The 15,214-nt window shown below is 65.7% G+C and carries 12 protein-coding genes; 5 read left to right on the plus strand and 7 right to left on the minus strand.

The window, feature by feature from the left end; translation table 11 throughout:
* Positions 1-5: 5 nt before the first annotated feature.
* The 7 genes from mfd to ACFJI2_RS09335 form a co-directional block, all read right to left on the minus strand.
* Positions 6-3,473: a transcription-repair coupling factor gene (gene mfd, locus ACFJI2_RS09305; protein WP_377704746.1), complete on the minus strand. Its 3,468-nt coding sequence runs from the start codon at positions 3,471-3,473 to the stop codon at positions 6-8.
* A 127-nt stretch (positions 3,474-3,600) separates the two neighbouring features.
* A complete protein-coding gene (locus ACFJI2_RS09310; protein ID WP_377704747.1) occupies positions 3,601-5,556 on the minus strand; it encodes a phosphatase PAP2 family protein in 1,956 nt (651 codons plus the stop codon).
* A gap of 98 nt (positions 5,557-5,654) precedes the next feature.
* Positions 5,655-6,242: a DUF4337 domain-containing protein gene (locus tag ACFJI2_RS09315; RefSeq protein ID WP_377704748.1), complete on the minus strand. Its 588-nt coding sequence runs from the start codon at positions 6,240-6,242 to the stop codon at positions 5,655-5,657.
* A gap of 74 nt (positions 6,243-6,316) precedes the next feature.
* Entirely contained in the window at positions 6,317-7,048 is a 732-nt protein-coding gene (locus ACFJI2_RS09320; protein WP_377704749.1) for a carbonic anhydrase, read from the minus strand.
* 117 nt (positions 7,049-7,165) lie between these two features.
* Positions 7,166-8,101: a 5'-nucleotidase gene (locus ACFJI2_RS09325; protein WP_377704750.1), complete on the minus strand. Its 936-nt coding sequence runs from the start codon at positions 8,099-8,101 to the stop codon at positions 7,166-7,168.
* Positions 8,101-9,390, minus strand: a complete 1,290-nt coding sequence (locus ACFJI2_RS09330) for a GAF domain-containing protein (RefSeq protein WP_377704751.1) — start codon at positions 9,388-9,390, stop codon at positions 8,101-8,103. The genes ACFJI2_RS09325 and ACFJI2_RS09330 overlap by 1 nt, the downstream gene beginning before the upstream one ends.
* An 11-nt stretch (positions 9,391-9,401) precedes the next feature.
* Entirely contained in the window at positions 9,402-10,508 is a 1,107-nt protein-coding gene (locus ACFJI2_RS09335) for a serine/threonine protein kinase (protein WP_377704752.1), read from the minus strand.
* Positions 10,509-10,604: 96 nt separating this feature from the next.
* Between ACFJI2_RS09335 and ACFJI2_RS09340 the strand changes: the two genes are divergently transcribed.
* The 5 genes from ACFJI2_RS09340 to ACFJI2_RS09360 all read left to right on the plus strand — a co-directional run bounded on the left by ACFJI2_RS09340 (position 10,605) and on the right by ACFJI2_RS09360 (position 15,170).
* Positions 10,605-11,345 carry a serine/threonine-protein kinase gene (locus ACFJI2_RS09340; RefSeq protein WP_377704753.1) on the plus strand — a complete coding sequence of 247 codons (741 nt, stop codon included), beginning with the start codon at positions 10,605-10,607 and terminating at the stop codon, positions 11,343-11,345.
* Positions 11,346-11,471: 126 nt separating this feature from the next.
* Positions 11,472-12,542: a type VI secretion system protein TssA gene (gene tssA, locus ACFJI2_RS09345; protein WP_377704754.1), complete on the plus strand. Its 1,071-nt coding sequence runs from the start codon at positions 11,472-11,474 to the stop codon at positions 12,540-12,542.
* A gap of 64 nt (positions 12,543-12,606) precedes the next feature.
* Entirely contained in the window at positions 12,607-13,107 is a 501-nt protein-coding gene (tssB, locus tag ACFJI2_RS09350; RefSeq protein ID WP_107869223.1) for a type VI secretion system contractile sheath small subunit, read from the plus strand.
* 15 nt (positions 13,108-13,122) lie between these two features.
* Positions 13,123-14,613: a type VI secretion system contractile sheath large subunit gene (tssC, locus tag ACFJI2_RS09355; protein ID WP_107869222.1), complete on the plus strand. Its 1,491-nt coding sequence runs from the start codon at positions 13,123-13,125 to the stop codon at positions 14,611-14,613.
* A gap of 65 nt (positions 14,614-14,678) precedes the next feature.
* The gene (locus tag ACFJI2_RS09360; protein ID WP_107869221.1) at positions 14,679-15,170 is read left to right on the plus strand and encodes a type VI secretion system tube protein Hcp; all 492 of its coding nucleotides are present in this window, start codon (positions 14,679-14,681) and stop codon (positions 15,168-15,170) included.
* The last annotated feature ends 44 nt before the right edge of the window (positions 15,171-15,214 follow it).

The raw sequence follows: 15,214 nt of genomic DNA on the forward strand, positions 1-15,214 counted from the left end.
CTTCATCAGGCTACCAGTTGTTTAATTGCGGTCTTGATTTGCGTGACGCGCGCCGACAGGTCGGGCATGTTCGCGGTGATCTTCAGTTTATCTTGCCCGTTGAGCTTGATCTGCTTGTTTTTTTGTATCAGCGTAATGATGCGCATCGGGTCGATCGGCGGCTTGGGCATGAACTGCAGCGTGGCCGCTTCGCCGTGCGCGTCTATCTTGATGATACCCACCGTGGCTGCTGCGATGCGCAGGCGGTGCGTCTCGATCAGGGCCTTGGCGGCCTCCGGCAATTTGCCGAAACGGTCGATCATCTCTTCCTGCAAGTCGTCGATCTTGTCCTGGGCAGAACAGTTGGCAAGGCGCTTGTAGATTGAAAGCCGCTCGTGCACGTCGCCGCAGAAATCGGCCGGCAGCAGCGCTGGCACGTGCAGGTTGATCTCGGTGGTGGACGATAGCGGCGCGGCCAGGTCCGGCTCCTTGCCGGCCTTGAGCGAGCGCACCGCCTCGTTCAGCATGTCGGTGTAGAGCTGGAAACCCACTTCCAGCATCTCGCCGGACTGGCTCTCGCCCAGCACTTCGCCGGCGCCGCGGATTTCCAGGTCGTGCATGGCCAGGTAGAAGCCGCTGCCCAGTTCTTCCATCTGCTGGATCGCGTCCAGGCGGCGCTGCGCCTGCTTGCTCAGGCTTTGCACGTCGTTCACCAGCAGGTAGGCATATGCCTGGTGGTGCGAACGGCCCACGCGCCCGCGCAGCTGGTGCAGCTGCGCCAGGCCGAACTTGTCGGCGCGGTGCATGATGATGGTGTTCGCGGTCGGCACGTCGATACCGGTCTCGATAATCGTGGTGCACAGCAGGATGTTGTAGCGCTGCGCCACGAAGTCGCGCATCACTTTTTCCAGGTCGCGCTCGTGCATCTGGCCGTGCGCCACGGCGATGCGCGCCTCCGGCAGCAGCTCGGTGAGCGCGGCCAGGCGGTTCTGGATGGTTTCCACCTCGTTGTGCAGGAAGTAGACCTGGCCGCCGCGTTTCAGCTCGCGCAGGCAGGCTTCGCGGATCACGCCTTCGTTCTCGCTGCGCACGAAGGTCTTGATGGCCAGGCGCTTTTGCGGCGCGGTGGCGATCACGGAGAAGTCGCGCAGGCCTTCCAGCGCCATGCCCAGCGTGCGCGGGATAGGCGTGGCGGTCAGCGTCAGCACGTCCACTTCGGCGCGCAGCGACTTCAGCGCTTCCTTCTGGCGCACGCCGAAACGGTGTTCCTCGTCGATGATGACCAGGCCCAGGCGCTCGAATTTCACGTCATCCGACAGCAGCTTGTGGGTGCCGATGACGATGTCCAGCGTGCCGTCGGACATGCCCTTGATGGCTTGCGCGATCTCCTTGCCGCTGCGGAAGCGCGACATTTCGGCGATGCGCACAGGCCAGTCGGCAAAGCGGTCGGCGAAGGTCTGCGCGTGCTGTTCGGCCAGCAGCGTGGTTGGCGCCAGGATGGCCACCTGCTTGCCGCCCATGACGGCGATGAAGGCGGCGCGCAGCGCCACTTCGGTCTTGCCGAAGCCGACGTCGCCGCATACCAGGCGGTCCATCGGTTTGCCCGAGGTCATGTCCTTCAGCACATTGCCGATGGCGGCGGCCTGGTCCGGCGTTTCGTCGAAGCCGAAGCTGTCGGCAAAGCGCTCGTAGTCATGCGCCGAGTACTCAAAGGCGTGGCCCTGGCGCAGCGCGCGGCGGGCGTAGAGGTTGAGCAGCTCGGCGGCGGTGTCGCGCACCTGCTCGGCCGCCTTGCGCTTGGCTTTTTCCCACTGTCCGGAGCCGAGCGAATGCAGCGGCGCGTCGTCCGGCGAGGCGCCGGAGTAGCGCGAGATCACGTGCAGCTGCGATACCGGCACGTACAACTTGGTGTCCTTGGCGTATTCCAGGTGCAGGAATTCGGTTTCGCCTTCGCCCAGGTCCATGCTGGTCAGGCCCATGTAGCGACCGATGCCGTGGTTGATGTGGACCACAGGGTCGCCGATCTTCAGTTCGGAAAGGTCGCGCACCATGGATTCGACCTGGGTCACGCCTTCCTGCTTCTTCTTGCCGGCGCGGCGGCCGGAACCGGCATACAGCTCGGTCTCGGTGATGAACACTAGTTGCTGCTTGCCGGCGGACCATTCGAAGCCGGCGTGCAGCGGGGCCACGCCCAGCATCAGTTTGGCGTCCGACTGCAGGAAGCCGTCGAAGCCTTCCACCGGCGCCAGCGCCAGGCCGAATTCGGCAAAGTACTGCTGCAGCGTTTCGCGGCGGCCGTTCGACTCGGCGCACACCATCACGCGGCGGCCGGATTGCAGCAGGTAGGCGCGCAGGTTGGTGAGCGGGTCGTCCAGGTGGCGGTTGACGGCGATGTTGGGCACCGGCGCCGAAATCTCGGACGCCTGGCCCAACGGGCTGGCAGCTTCGTTACGCGAAATGCTGATGCGCGCGTGCGGCTTGGCCAGCGTGAAGAACTGTTCGTCGCCGAGGAAGATGGCTTCCGGCGCCAAAATGGGGCGCTCGCGGTCCGAGCGCAGGAAGCGGTAGCGCGACTGCGTGTCCAGCCAGAAGCGCTTGATGGCGGCGTCGATGTCGCCCACCATGGCCAGCGTGGAGCCTTCGGGCAGGTAGTCGAACAGCGTGGCCGTCTCGTCGAAGAACAGCGGCAGGTAGTACTCGATGCCGGCCGAGGCGATGCCGCTGCTGATGTCCTTGTAGACCACGGAGCGGGAGGGATCGCCCTCGAACTGCTCGCGCCAGCGGCTGCGGAACGTGGTGCGGGCCGCTTCGTCCATGGGGAACTCGCGGCCGGGCAGCAGGCGCACTTCGTTCACCGGATACAGCGAGCGCTGCGTGTCGGCGTCGAAGGTGCGGATGGTTTCAATGGTGTCGCCGAACAGGTCCAGGCGGTAAGGCAGCGCGGAGCCCATCGGGAACAGGTCGATCAGGCCGCCGCGCACCGAGTATTCGCCGGGCGACATCACTTGCGTCACGTGGGTGTAGCCGGCCAGCGTGAGCTGGGACTTGAGCCTGGCCTCGTCCAGCGACTCGCCCTTCTTGAAGAAGAAAGTGTAGGCGGCCAGGAAGGACGGCGGCGCCATGCGCACCAGCGCCGTGGTGGCCGGCACGATCATTACGTCGCACTGGCCGGTCTGGATTTCGTGCAGCGTGGCCAGGCGCTCGGAGACCAGGTCCTGGTGCGGCGAGAAGGCGTCGTAGGGCAGGGTTTCCCAGTCGGGCAGCAGGTGGCAGCGCAGCTTTGCGTCCGCCCCTCCGCCGGCGAACCAGGGGATTTCGTCGAGCAGGCGCTGGCCGTCGCTGGCGTTGGCGACGATGACGGCCAGCATCTGGCCGCGCGCCTTCAGTTCAAGCGCGGCTTGCGCCAGCGCGTAGGCGTCGGCGGAACCATGCAGGGTGGGGAGCGCAAAGCGATTGCCTGGCTTGGGGAGTGCTTTTTTTAAGTCAAAGGACATCGATGACATCTATGAATTGTTGAGCGCGCGGGAAAGGTCTCCGCGCGCTCCGCACATTATAGACGATGCCACTGTTTGGCGGGTTACGCTGCTGCGCAGCTAACCCGCCCTACGCCGGTCTTTGCTGTCAGGTGCTGAGCTTCAGCTGCAGGCCGGTATCTGTATAGACAGCTTCGACCTTGAAGCCCGGCACGGTGATGGTGTCGAACTTGCCTTTGAGGCTGGCGGCGGAGATTACGCTGAGCGTGTCGCCGGCGGCCGGCTTGTAGCCGTTCTGGAAGCTGATGGTCAGGCTGCCGCCGGCCAGCGTCATCGTTCCGGCCACCGCAAGCCGGCCTTGCTGGCCGCTACCGAGTTTCAGTTCCAGGCCGCCGGCGGGCAGCTGCGTATATCCGGCCGCCAGCGCCAGCGCGCCGGGGGCGTTGCTGACCAGGGTGCCGCCGCTCACGTAGACATCGCCTTTGCCGAAGGCGCTGGCGGAGTTGCCTTCCAGGCGGCCGGCTTCCAGCTGGGTGCCGCCGGTCCAGGTGTTGGCGCCGCCCAGTTTCAGCGTGCCGGTGCCTTGTTTGGTCAGCTTGCCCGCACCCGAGATGTCGTTGCGCCAGCGGTCGACGGCGCTGAAGCCGCCCTTGGCCGCATCCATGGCCACCACCACATTGCCGGTGAAGGCGCCGTAGCCATCGGCGGCGGCGAACAGGTTCAGCCTGCCCCAGCCCTCGGCGTCGTCCAGGATGGGATAGCCGGACGGCAGCGCGGTGGTCTTCAGCACCACGCGGCGCTGCGCTTCGCTCAGGTAGGGCAAGCGGGTTTCCAGCAGCACCTCGGCGCCTTTGGGCACCACGGCCGGGGCGTTGGTGGCGCCGATGGGCGCGAAGCCGAAGGTCAGGCGGCGGACGTAGGCGGCCCTGGTGGCGGCATAGTCGGCGAAGCGGTCGGTGGCGGCCGTGCCGGAGTGGGCATAGTCGTAGAAGGTGTCGGCCGTGGTGCCGGTCTTGAGCATCAGCGTGGCATGGGCTTGCGCCACAGCGGCGGCCTTGGCGGCGGCGTTGGCCGGGTCGGCCAGGTTGGCGGCGGCGATGGCTTGCGCCTGCACGCGGCCGCTGATCACGTCCAGCGGCGAGTGCATGCCGGCCAGGATGCGGTTCTCGCCCAGTTCCAGGCCGCGCGCGATGATCTCCTGGAAGCGCTCCGGCACCGCGTAGGCCATGCCGAGCGCGCCGCGCACCGCTTCGGCCGAGTGGCCGCTGGTGAACCCGCCGTCGGTGGCCGGCGTGCTGCTCTTGGCCGGCACCAGCGCCGGCAGCACCACCACGCTGCTGCTCCAGCGGTAGGGACGCGCGTATTTGTAGAAGCGCTTGGCCGGCTCGGTGGAGCCGTTGTTGCCCATGGCGTTGACCAAGGCGACCACGGCGCCGAATTCCGCGTTGGCGCTGCCGGCCACGCCGGTGTTGTTGCCGCTGTCGTTGTACAGCACCGTGGTGGCGTCGGCCGGGATGCCGGTGATGCTGGTGCTCTGGCGCGCGGCGCTGCGCCAGGCTTCGGTCAGGGGACCCATGCCGTCGGTCAGGCTGTATCCCTTGCCGCGCCGGTCGTCCAGGTAGGCGGCCAGTTCCTGGTCCTTGCTGCGGCTGGCGGTGGCTTTAACCACGTAGTCGATATTGGCGCTGTGGACGGCGGCGTTGACGATGGTGCCGCCGGGCGTGCCGTCGTTCGGCAGGCCGGTCCAGGCCGAAGCCACGACAGCGGGGAAGCCGGCCGCCGCCGGCGCGGTCTGGCCGGCGTCCACGATTTCGGTGAGCGGCTTCCAGATGTCGAGCATGCCGACCAGCACGCGCACGCCGGCATTGGTGGCGGCAGTGGCGTAGCGCGCGTCGCCGCGCTGGTTGGTGGCGATATTGTCGACGAAGGCGGGAACGTTGGCCGGTGCGGGCGCCGTATCGGCCGCGCCCTGGTCGGCGGGCGCCGCCGGGATGGCCAGCAGTTGCGGTTCGTTGTGGTCGGAGCCGCCGCAGGCGGCCAGCGCCAGGGCGGCGCTGATCGCGAGCGCCAGCGGCAGGCGGCGCAACAGGTTCAGGTCGTGCATGGGATTCCTCGGGTAGCGTTAAAAAAACTACCCGCATGCTACCGACGCATCATGACGCCAGTGTGACCGCTAACATGGCGCGACCCGCGCGCTCCGCGCTAAGACAGCAGCGCCACCAGGGCGTTCGGGTGGAGCGACCATCCCGCCAGGCCGGCAAGGCCCATCAGCACGCCGAAGGCGGTCGGTACCAGCGCCACCAGGTAGAGGCCGAATTGCTCGGTCAGGGAGGTGATGGCCAGCAGGGCGATGGCAATCGCCAGCAGGGTGTCGGACAGGTCGAACTGGTCGTCCTTGAAATTGGCGGCGTCGTAGTCGCGCTGGTCCTGTTCGGCCTGGGCCTTGGCATCGACCTTCTTTTTCTCCTGGTCCGCCACCAGCGCGTCATACTGTTTGATGGCGTCGCGGTAGGCGGCCTGCTCGGCCTCGGGGCGGCCCATCTGGTTCAGCTTGAGCTGTACCAGCGTGGCCTTGGCCACTTCCTCGCGCACGTTGCGGGCCTGGTAGTAGCTCCAGTGGTCGACGCGGTTGGCCTGCAATTGCTGCATCTGCTGGCAGATGTTGTCGTCCTTGACCTTGCAGATGCCCATGAAGGTGGCCAGCAGGGCCACCGTGACGGCCACCAGCACGTTCAGCTTGCGGCTGGCCGCGCTGCGGCCTTGCGGTTCGGGGAGGTCTATCGTTTCCATGGCGCGGTGGCGGTGTGGTAGTGGGTCACCGCGCCATTCTAGGCAGCGCTCATTAAGGCAGGCTGAAGACTGCCTTAGTCCAGCACGGGGCGACCGTTCAAGGCCTGTACCGGGCGGTTGTTCGGGTGGTGGATCAGTTCGGAGAACTCGACCACCTGGCCCTTCGAGACCGTGACCGGATTTTTCATCACCAGCCAGCGCACGCCTTCGGAGCAGGGCGGGGTGGTGAGCGAGCCGCTGAAGCGGTAGTAGGCGCGCTTGGCGGGCAGCAGGGCGACCGCGCTCAATGGCGTGGCCAGCGCGGCCTTGGCGTTGGCTTCCTTGGGCAACTGCGGCCACAGCGCCGCCAGCGCCTTGTTCTCCGCGCCTTCCTTGAACATCACGGCGACCACGGCCAGGTTGCCGTCCTTGTCGGCGTGCACCAGGTGCACTTCCAGCGGATAGGAGACGCCGGCGATCAGGTTTTCGCTGGGCGCGTGGAAGTGGTACTGCTTCAGCTCAAAGCGTTCGCCGTCCAGCCACAGCGCGCTGCCGGGCGCGAAGCCCACTTGCAGCGTGTGGCCGTTGTTGAGCACTTCGTTGCCGCCGGCCTGGTATTCCATCTTCAGCGGCTTGAGGGCGGCGTGGATGGTGCCTTTCAGGTCGACCGGCGACTGGTTCTTGCCGCTGCAGGCGTAGTTGTCCGGCGAGAGTTTGGCCCATTGGTCCGGGCCTTCCGCGCCGCTGTAGCCCCAGTGGCTGGCGTCCGCCGCAAAAGCTGTCTGGCCGAGGCAGGCCAGCAGGGCTGTCAGTGCGAGTTTCTTCATGTTTTCTCCGTGGTGGTTGTACTGCAGCCATTTTAGTGGCGGCGGCGCGGCCGGAGTACATTGGCAGCCACTAGCGGTCATAATGCGGCCATAATGCGCCGCATCTGCGCAACACTTCTATGTTGGTATCGGATTGGCCACGCCGAAGGGGACGTGCACCATGGGGATGGTGCCGCCTTCGGACTTCAGGTGGCTGAGCTGGTCGTCGAAGAAGATGTGGGGCTTGAGGATGGACAGCACGCGCGCCTTGTCCATGCCGCCCAGGAAGAAGGTCTCGTTGGCGGACACGCCCCAGTTCTTCAGCGTCGTCACGACGCGTTCGTGCGACGGGGCGCTGCGCGCGGTGATGATGGCGATGCTGAGGATGCGCTTGTAGTTCGGGTCGCGCCGCGCCAGCACGGCTTCGTAGCGCTGCATCACGTGCAGCTTGCGGAACAGGTCCGCCAGCGGGCCGGGACGGTGCGGGATGGCCACGCGCTCGGTTTCGTGGGCGTGGAATTCCAGCACGTCGTTGTTGCGCTTGTAGACGGTTTCGGATTCGTCGTCGGCGATCACGCCGTCGAAGTCGAAGGCCACGCGCAGTTCCATGTCGTCCTCGTCGTCCTCGATCAGCGAGGGCAGCACCAGCCCGGCGGGGTAATGGTTGTCGAGCGCATTGCGCACGTCGGCCGCGTTCGCGCTCAGGAACAGCGAGGTGTTGAAGGCGGGCAGATAGGTGTAGGGCGACTTGCCGGTGACGAAGGCGGCGCGCGAGATGTCCAGGCCATAGTGGGCGATGGACTTCATCACGCGCAGGCCGGTCTCGGGCGAATTGCGCGACAGGAGCACCACTTCCACCGGCATCTGGCCGGGGAAGTGCTTGTTAATATTGAGGAAGCGGCGGATAAAGGGGAAGGCCACGCCCTTGCCCAGTATCGTATCGATATTGGCTTCCTGGTATTTGCGGTATTCCTCCTCGCCGCTTTCCTCGTACACCTTGTGCGACGCGCTCAGGTCGAACAGGGCGCTGGAAGCGATGCCGATGACCAGCTTGTTATGAATGGGGTAGGACATCAGGCTTTGCGCAGCACGCCGCTCACCTGGAAGCGGATCGCGCCGTCCGGGCCGGGCGTGGTGGTGATGTGCAGCTCGCTGATGCCGTGCTGCGTGGCGGCCAGCAGCAGCGGGTTGACGGCGTTGGCGATCAGCGTCTGCTCCACGTCGGGCAGGGCCGGCACGGGCGGGCGCACCGGCATGGCGATGATGGTGTCGTCCGACACGGCGGCGTAGGAGGGCGCGCTGGCGGCAAGCCGGGCCGTGGGCGGCGGCAGCGTGGCGCCGGACGGCGCGGCAGCTTCGGAGCCGGCCTCGGCGCTGTCCGGCGCGGCGGCGCCGAAGAACTGGTTCACCATCCAGCCGAACTCGCGCCGCGTGGTCACGCAGTAAATCGGCGTGGCCTGCGGGAACACGCGCTGCACGGCGCCGCTGGCCTTCAGCTGGTCCGGGTCCACCGCCAGGATGAACAGGCCGTGGCGGCCTTCCTCGATCGGCATCCACTGGTTCTGCACCACGTATTCGCGGTTGAAGCTGTCCAGCAAGCCTTGCGGGCGGCGCCGGTCCACCTGGAACATGAAGTAGGGCACGCCGAAGAAGTCGGCCAGCGCGCGGCCCACCAGCGCCGGCTTGATGGCCAGTTCGTCCAGCAGCACGTCTTCGATGTCGATGTTGCGGGCCGCCGCGCTGCGCTGCGCCTGCTCCAGCTGGGCGCGCGGCAGCGCCGCCTCGGACAGCATGCCGGCGAAGCGGCTGCGTTCGCGCGTGGGCGCCTTGTGGCGGTGCGCGAAGGCGATGGCGATGGAGTCGCACAGGTGCTGCACGCCTTCTTCCACCATCGCTTCGAAGGCGCCGCCCAGGCGGTTGTTGATCAGCTGGAGCACACCCAGCACCGCGCCGTCGTCGGCCAGGATGGGCGCCACCAGCATTTGCTGCGTGCGGTAGCCGGTGCGCCGGTCCACGCCCTGCTGGAAGCACAGGGCGGGGTCATGGCGGCGCAGTTCGGCCTCGTCGTACACGTCCAGCAGGTTCAGCGTCTTTTTCGACAGCGCGGCGTAGCCGGCAATGCTTTGCGCCGAGATGGGCAGCTTGAGCTGCTTGAACGAGGCCAGCCCGGTCTTCACCTTGGACACCATGCTGGCCTTGTCGTCCGACAGCGCGTAGATGGTGAGCCGGTCGCCGTTGAACAGCTCGCACAGCTCGGCCGACATCTCCAGCATGATGTCGTCGATATCCTGGGTGGCGTGGATTTTATTGGTCAGCAGCTGCAGGCGCTTGAAGAAGTGCAGCCGGTCCTCGGCGGAAGTCATGACGGCGCTCCTCAGCGGTTTCCGTCAGGACGCACGCCCGGCGGCGTGGTGACCACGGTGGCATCCTGGTCCACGCCGGGCGCAGCGGGCAGCGGCAGGCCGACGCCCGAGACCTGGGTGGCGTCGGGATCGGTGTCGGCCGGGACCGGCGGCAGCGTGCGGGTCGCTGGCGGCGGCATGGTGGTGTACGAGGGCGACGCCGTGCCGCTGCCGGCCAGGAAGGAGTTCGGCATGCGCGCCTGCGGCGGCATGGTGTCGTCCAGGCCTACCTCGTCGCCGTTGAGGGCGCGCTTCAGGTCTTCCTTGAAGCTGCGCGCGCTCGGGTAGCGGTCTTCCGGGCGCTTGGCCAGCGCGCGCAACACGACGCGGTCGAACATGGGGCTGATCAGCGGGTTCAGGGCGCTCGGCAGCACCGGCTGCTCGTAGACGATCTTCTGCTGCACCGCGAACAGGCCCTGGCCGGTGAACGGCTTTTCGCCGGTGAGGAACTGGTACAGCACGATGCCGGCGGCGAAGATGTCCGAACGGGGTCCGACGGGCTGGCCGGTGATCTGTTCCGGCGACATGTAACTGGGCGTGCCGACCATGGTGCCGGCCTCGGTGTGCTTGGCGTTCACGTCCTGCATGCGGGCCACGCCGAAGTCGGTCAGCTTTACGCGCAGCTGGCCGCTGAGCATGATGTTGGCCGGCTTGATGTCGCGGTGGATGATGCCTTGCTGGTGGGCGTAGTCCACCGCGTCCAGCAGTTCGCAGGTCATGCGCACCGAGTCTTCCAGCGTGAAGTCGAGCGAGAACACCTGGCTGTCGTCGAAGTAGCTGCCCAGCTCCTCGCCGGCGATCAGCTCCATCACCAGGTAGGCTTCGCCGTTTTCCTCGCCGAAGTCGTACACGGTGACGATGTTGGGGTGGTTCAGGCGCGCGACCGCCTGCGCTTCCTGCGTGAAGCGCGCGGAGTACTCGGCCCGCAAGGCCGGGTCGTCGATCCGGCTCATGTGGATGACTTTGATGGCGACCCGGCGGTTCAGCTTGGGGTCCACGCCTTCATAGACCAGGCCCATCGCGCCGCGCCCCAGCACGCGCAATAACTGATACCGGCCCAGCTGCTTCAATTCATTCATGTGGCTGTAGGTTGGTAGAACTGACGATAGATTTAGTTTATAGCAGATACTTCTCGTCGTATGATAAGCGAATGACAACCTTGTAATCCAGCGCCCATGCAAATAAATATCGGTAGCCTGTTGCGCGGCCGGGCCGGCAGCTACCGGCTGCGGCGCGCCCTGGCGCGCGGCGTGTGGCTGGCCGACGGCCCGGACGGCGCGCCGGTGGCGCTGAAACTGGCGCCGCCGCCGCCGTTCCCGCCCGCCGGGCTGCGCCATCCGCGCATCGTGGCGGTGCTGGACGGCGGCACGGCCGGCGGCGTGCCCTTCATCGTCATGGAATGCATGGACGGCCCGCCGCTGCCGGTGCTGCTGGAAGCCGGGCCGCTGCCGCCGGCGCGCGCCGTGGCGTGGATGGCACAGTTGCTCGAGGGGCTGGCCTATGCGCACACCCAGGGCGTGGTGCACCGCGACATCAAGCCTTCCAACCTGCTGATCGGCGCGGACGGCGCGCTGAAGATCGCCGACTTCGGCCTGGCCAGCCGGCCCGGCATCGCCAGCGCGCACGGCACGCCCGGCTACATGGCGCCGGAGCAGATGCGCGGCCAGGCCGACCGCCGCAGCGACCTGTTTGCCGCCGCCGTGGTGCTGTACCAGATGCTGGCCGGCCGCCGTCCCTTCGAAGGCACGCCGTTCCAGTTGATGCAGCAGGTGCTGCTGGAAGCGCCGCCGCCGCTGCCGCCGCAGCTCGCATCCTTCGAGCCGCTGCTGGCGCGTGGCCTGGCCAAAAACCCTGCCCGACGCTATCAGCATGCGAGCGAATTCAGCGATGCCATGCTGGCAATCCTTCAAGCATAACGTGGCGCATCTTGCAATATATTCTTTGCAACAATTGCGTGTCAAAAAAGAATTATTTTTTGCAATTTTTTTCTCGATTTCAAGTATAGTCATGGTCGAAAACCAGACTGCTGCCGAGGGTATTGAGTGGATATAGATTCTTTGCTGTTGGACGTGGACGCCAATGCGCCTTGCGGCCCCAATCTCGAATATGACCCGGAATTCCTGGAGCTTGAACAAGCCATCCTGGGCAAGCCGGAAATCCAGTACGGCGACACCATCACCCCCGCGGTCCCTCCCGAATGGAAAGTAGTCAAGCGCCTGGCAGCGGGCCTGCTGGAGCGCAGCCGCGACCTGCGGCTGGCCGTGTCCCTGTCGCGCGCGCTGCTCGCGCTGGAAGGCATGCCGGGGTTGGCCAACGGCCTGGCGCTGATCGAACGGCTGCTGGACCAGCGCTGGGACAGCGTCCATCCGCAGCTCGACCCCGATGACGGCATGGACCCCATGTTGCGCATCAATTCCCTGGCCACGCTGGCCGACAACGCCTTCCTGCGCGAAGTGAAGGAAGCCACGCTGCTGATGCTGCCCGGACTGGGGCCGCTGTCGCTGCGCACGCTGGAAGTGGCCAACGGCGAGCTGCCGCCGGCCGAGGGCGAGAGCAAGCTGGAACTGAGCACCATCTCCGCCGCCATGCAGGACGCCGACCCTGAGCGCCTGGCCGCCAGCAGCGCCGGCCTGGCCGCCGCGTGCGACAGCGTGACGCAGATCGAGGTGATCCTGGTGCGCCAGGTGGGCACGTCGCAGGCGCTGAACCTGGACGCGCTGGTGCGCCTGCTGCGGCGCGGCCGCGATTTCTTCAGCGAGCAGGCCGGCGGCGAGGCAGCTGCTGACGGCGACGGCGCGGCGCAGGGCGGCGAGGGCGAGGACGGCGCTATGGCAGGCGCCGGCGCCGGCAGTGCAGGCGGCGCGCGCGCCGCCGCCATCAGCGGCGAAGTGACCAGCCGCGCCGACGTGATCCGCATGCTCGACAAGATCAACAAGTATTACCAGCAGTACGAGCCTTCCAGCCCCGTGCCGCTGCTGCTGGAACGCGCCAAGCGCCTGGTTCCGAAGAACTTCTTCGAGATCATGGAGGACCTGGCGCCGGAAGGCATGGCGCAGCTGCTGGTGGTCAGCGGGCCGCGCGAAGGCGAAGAAGCACAACAAAGCGAATATTAAATTCGAGAGTACCCAAGCACCCCCAATCCGTTCGGGTCGTTTCTATCACTAGGAGGAGTAAATCGTGGGCAAAGAAAGTAGCCAGAAGTTCATCGCGCGCAACCGCGCGCCGCGCGTGCAGATCGAGTACGACGTGGAAGTCTACGGCGCGGAGAAAAGCGTGCAGCTGCCTTTCGTGATGGGCGTACTGGCCGATTTGTCCGGCCAGCCTGCCGATCCGCTGGCGCCGGTGGCCGACCGCAAGTTCCTGGAGATCGACGTCGACAATTTCGACGAGCGCCTCAAGTCGATGAAGCCGCGCGTGGCGGTGCAAGTGCCCAACACGCTGACCGGCGAGGGCAACATGGCGGTCGACATGACCTTCGAGAGCATGGACGACTTCACCCCGGCCGCCGTGGCGCGCAAGGTGGAATCGCTGAACAAGCTGCTCGAAGCGCGCGGCCAGTTGTCCAACCTGCTGACCTATATGGACGGCAAAACGGGCGCCGAGGAACTGATCGGCAAGCTGCTGAACGAGCCGGCCCTGATGCAGGCGCTGACCTCGGCACCGAAGCCACAAGAATAATCGACGGAGGAATTGATGGCACAGATCACTGAAGCACAACAAGGCGCCACCGGCACCCTGGAAATGAGCGACTTCGGCAGCTTGCTGCAGAAGGAGTTCAAGCCGCAATCGGACAAGGCCAAGGAAGCGGTGGAAAACGCGGTCAAGACGCTGGCCGAGCAGGCGCTGTCGGGCACCAACCTGATCTCGAACGACGTGCTGGGCACCATCGAAGGCCTGATCGCGGCGCTGGACAAGAAGCTCACCGAGCAGATCAACCTGATCATGCACACCGACGAGTTCCAGAAGCTGGAAGGCGCCTGGCGCGGCCTGCACCACCTGGTGAACAACACCGAGACCGATGAAACGCTGAAGATCCGCGTGATGAACATCTCGAAGAACGACCTGGGCAAGACCCTGAAGAAGTACAAGGGCACGGCCTGGGACCAGAGCCCGATCTTCAAGAAAATGTACGAAGAAGAATTCGGCCAGTTCGGCGGCGAGCCGTTCGGCTCCATCGTGGCCGACTACTACTTCGACAACAGCGCGCCGGACGTGGAGCTGCTGGCCGGCATGGCGAAGATCGCCGCCGCCGCGCATGCGCCGCTGATCGCCGCTGCCGCGCCTTCCGTCATGCTGATGGAATCGTGGCAGGAGCTGTCGAACCCGCGCGACCTGACCAAGATCTTCCAGACCCCGGAACACGCCGCGTGGCGTTCCTTCCGCGAGTCCGAGGATGCGCGCTACGTCGGCCTGGCCATGCCGCGCTTCCTGGCGCGCCAGCCATACGGCGCCAAGACCGATCCGGTGGAAGCGTTCGACTTCGAGGAAGACACCTCGGCCGCCGGCAGCAAGAACTACACCTGGGCCAACGCGGCCTACGCCATGGCAGTGAACATCAACCGCTCCTTCAAGGAATACGGCTGGTGCTCGCGCATCCGCGGCATCGAGTCCGGCGGCGCGGTGGAAGGCCTGCCGGTGCACAGCTTCCCGACCGACGACGGCGGCGTGGCCATGCAGTGCCCGACCGAGATCGCCATCTCGGACCGCCGCGAGGCGGAGCTGGCGGCCAACGGCTTCATGCCGCTGGTGCATAAGAAGAACACCGACTTCGCTGCCTTCATCGGCGCGCAGTCGCTGCACAAGCCTGCCGAATACGACGATCCGGACGCCACCGCCAACGCCAACCTGGGCGCGCGCCTGCCGTACCTGTTCGCCACCTGCCGTTTTGCGCATTACCTGAAATGCATCGTGCGTGACAAGATCGGTTCCTTCAAAGGGCGCGATGAGATGGAACGCTGGCTGAGCAACTGGATCAACCGTTACGTCGACGGCGATCCCGCCAACTCCAGCGAAGGGACCAAGGCCATGAAGCCGCTGGCGGCAGCCGAGGTGCTGCTGGAGGAAATCGAAGGCAATCCAGGCTACTACACCTCCAAGTTCTTCCTGCGGCCGCACTACCAGCTGGAAGGCCTGACCGTGTCGCTGCGGCTGGTTTCCAAGCTGCCGTCGGCTAAAGGCGGTTAAGGCGGCTAAGGCGGCTAAATTTTTCGCAGTTCCGATCAATCCGTAATACACACCAGGAGATAAAAATGGCAGTAGACATGTTCCTCAATATGGGCGCCAACATCAAGGGCGAAACCAAAGACAGCGCACAGAAGGCCGCCGGCGATATCGACGTGCTGGCATGGAGCTGGGGCGCGAGCAACTCGGGTTCCTTCCACATGGGCGGCGGCGGCGGCGCCGGCAAGGCGAACTTCCAGGACATCTCGATCACCAAGTACCTCGACAAGTCCTCGCCTGCGCTGATGATCGCACTGGCCAAGGGTTCCCATATCCCGACCGCCAAGCTGCTGGTGCGCAAAGCCGGCGAAGGCCAGCAGAAGTACCTGGAAATCACCATGACCAACGTGCTGGTGACGTCGCTGTCGACCGGCGGCAGCGGTGGTGAAGACCGCCTGACCGAGAACATCAGCCTGAACTTCGCGGAAGTGAAGATGGAATACTTCCTGCAGAACGAGAAGGGTGTAACGGCATCTGGCGGCATCTTCAACTGGGATATCGCTGGCAACGTCGCCAAGTAATCATTGCAATTCCTGCCGGGGCGCTTGCCCCGGCATTTTTTCAC

It is taken from the genome of Pseudoduganella sp. UC29_71, assembly GCF_042693265.1.
Taxonomy (GTDB): Bacteria; Pseudomonadota; Gammaproteobacteria; order Burkholderiales; family Burkholderiaceae_D; genus Rugamonas.

Bases quoted from the DNA above. Each gene is read 5' to 3' on its own strand.
- ACFJI2_RS09335 (WP_377704752.1), bottom strand. From the start codon at position 10,508: ATGAATGAATTGAAGCAGCTGGGCCGGTATCAGTTATTGCGCGTGCTG.
- mfd (WP_377704746.1), bottom strand. From the start codon at position 3,473: ATGTCCTTTGACTTAAAAAAAGCACTCCCCAAGCCAGGCAATCGCTTT.
- ACFJI2_RS09320 (WP_377704749.1), bottom strand. From the start codon at position 7,048: ATGAAGAAACTCGCACTGACAGCCCTGCTGGCCTGCCTCGGCCAGACA.
- ACFJI2_RS09340 (WP_377704753.1), top strand. From the start codon at position 10,605: ATGCAAATAAATATCGGTAGCCTGTTGCGCGGCCGGGCCGGCAGCTAC.
- ACFJI2_RS09315 (WP_377704748.1), bottom strand. From the start codon at position 6,242: ATGGAAACGATAGACCTCCCCGAACCGCAAGGCCGCAGCGCGGCCAGC.
- tssC (WP_107869222.1), top strand. From the start codon at position 13,123: ATGGCACAGATCACTGAAGCACAACAAGGCGCCACCGGCACCCTGGAA.
- ACFJI2_RS09310 (WP_377704747.1), bottom strand. From the start codon at position 5,556: ATGCACGACCTGAACCTGTTGCGCCGCCTGCCGCTGGCGCTCGCGATC.
- ACFJI2_RS09325 (WP_377704750.1), bottom strand. From the start codon at position 8,101: ATGTCCTACCCCATTCATAACAAGCTGGTCATCGGCATCGCTTCCAGC.
- ACFJI2_RS09360 (WP_107869221.1), top strand. From the start codon at position 14,679: ATGGCAGTAGACATGTTCCTCAATATGGGCGCCAACATCAAGGGCGAA.
- ACFJI2_RS09330 (WP_377704751.1), bottom strand. From the start codon at position 9,390: ATGACTTCCGCCGAGGACCGGCTGCACTTCTTCAAGCGCCTGCAGCTG.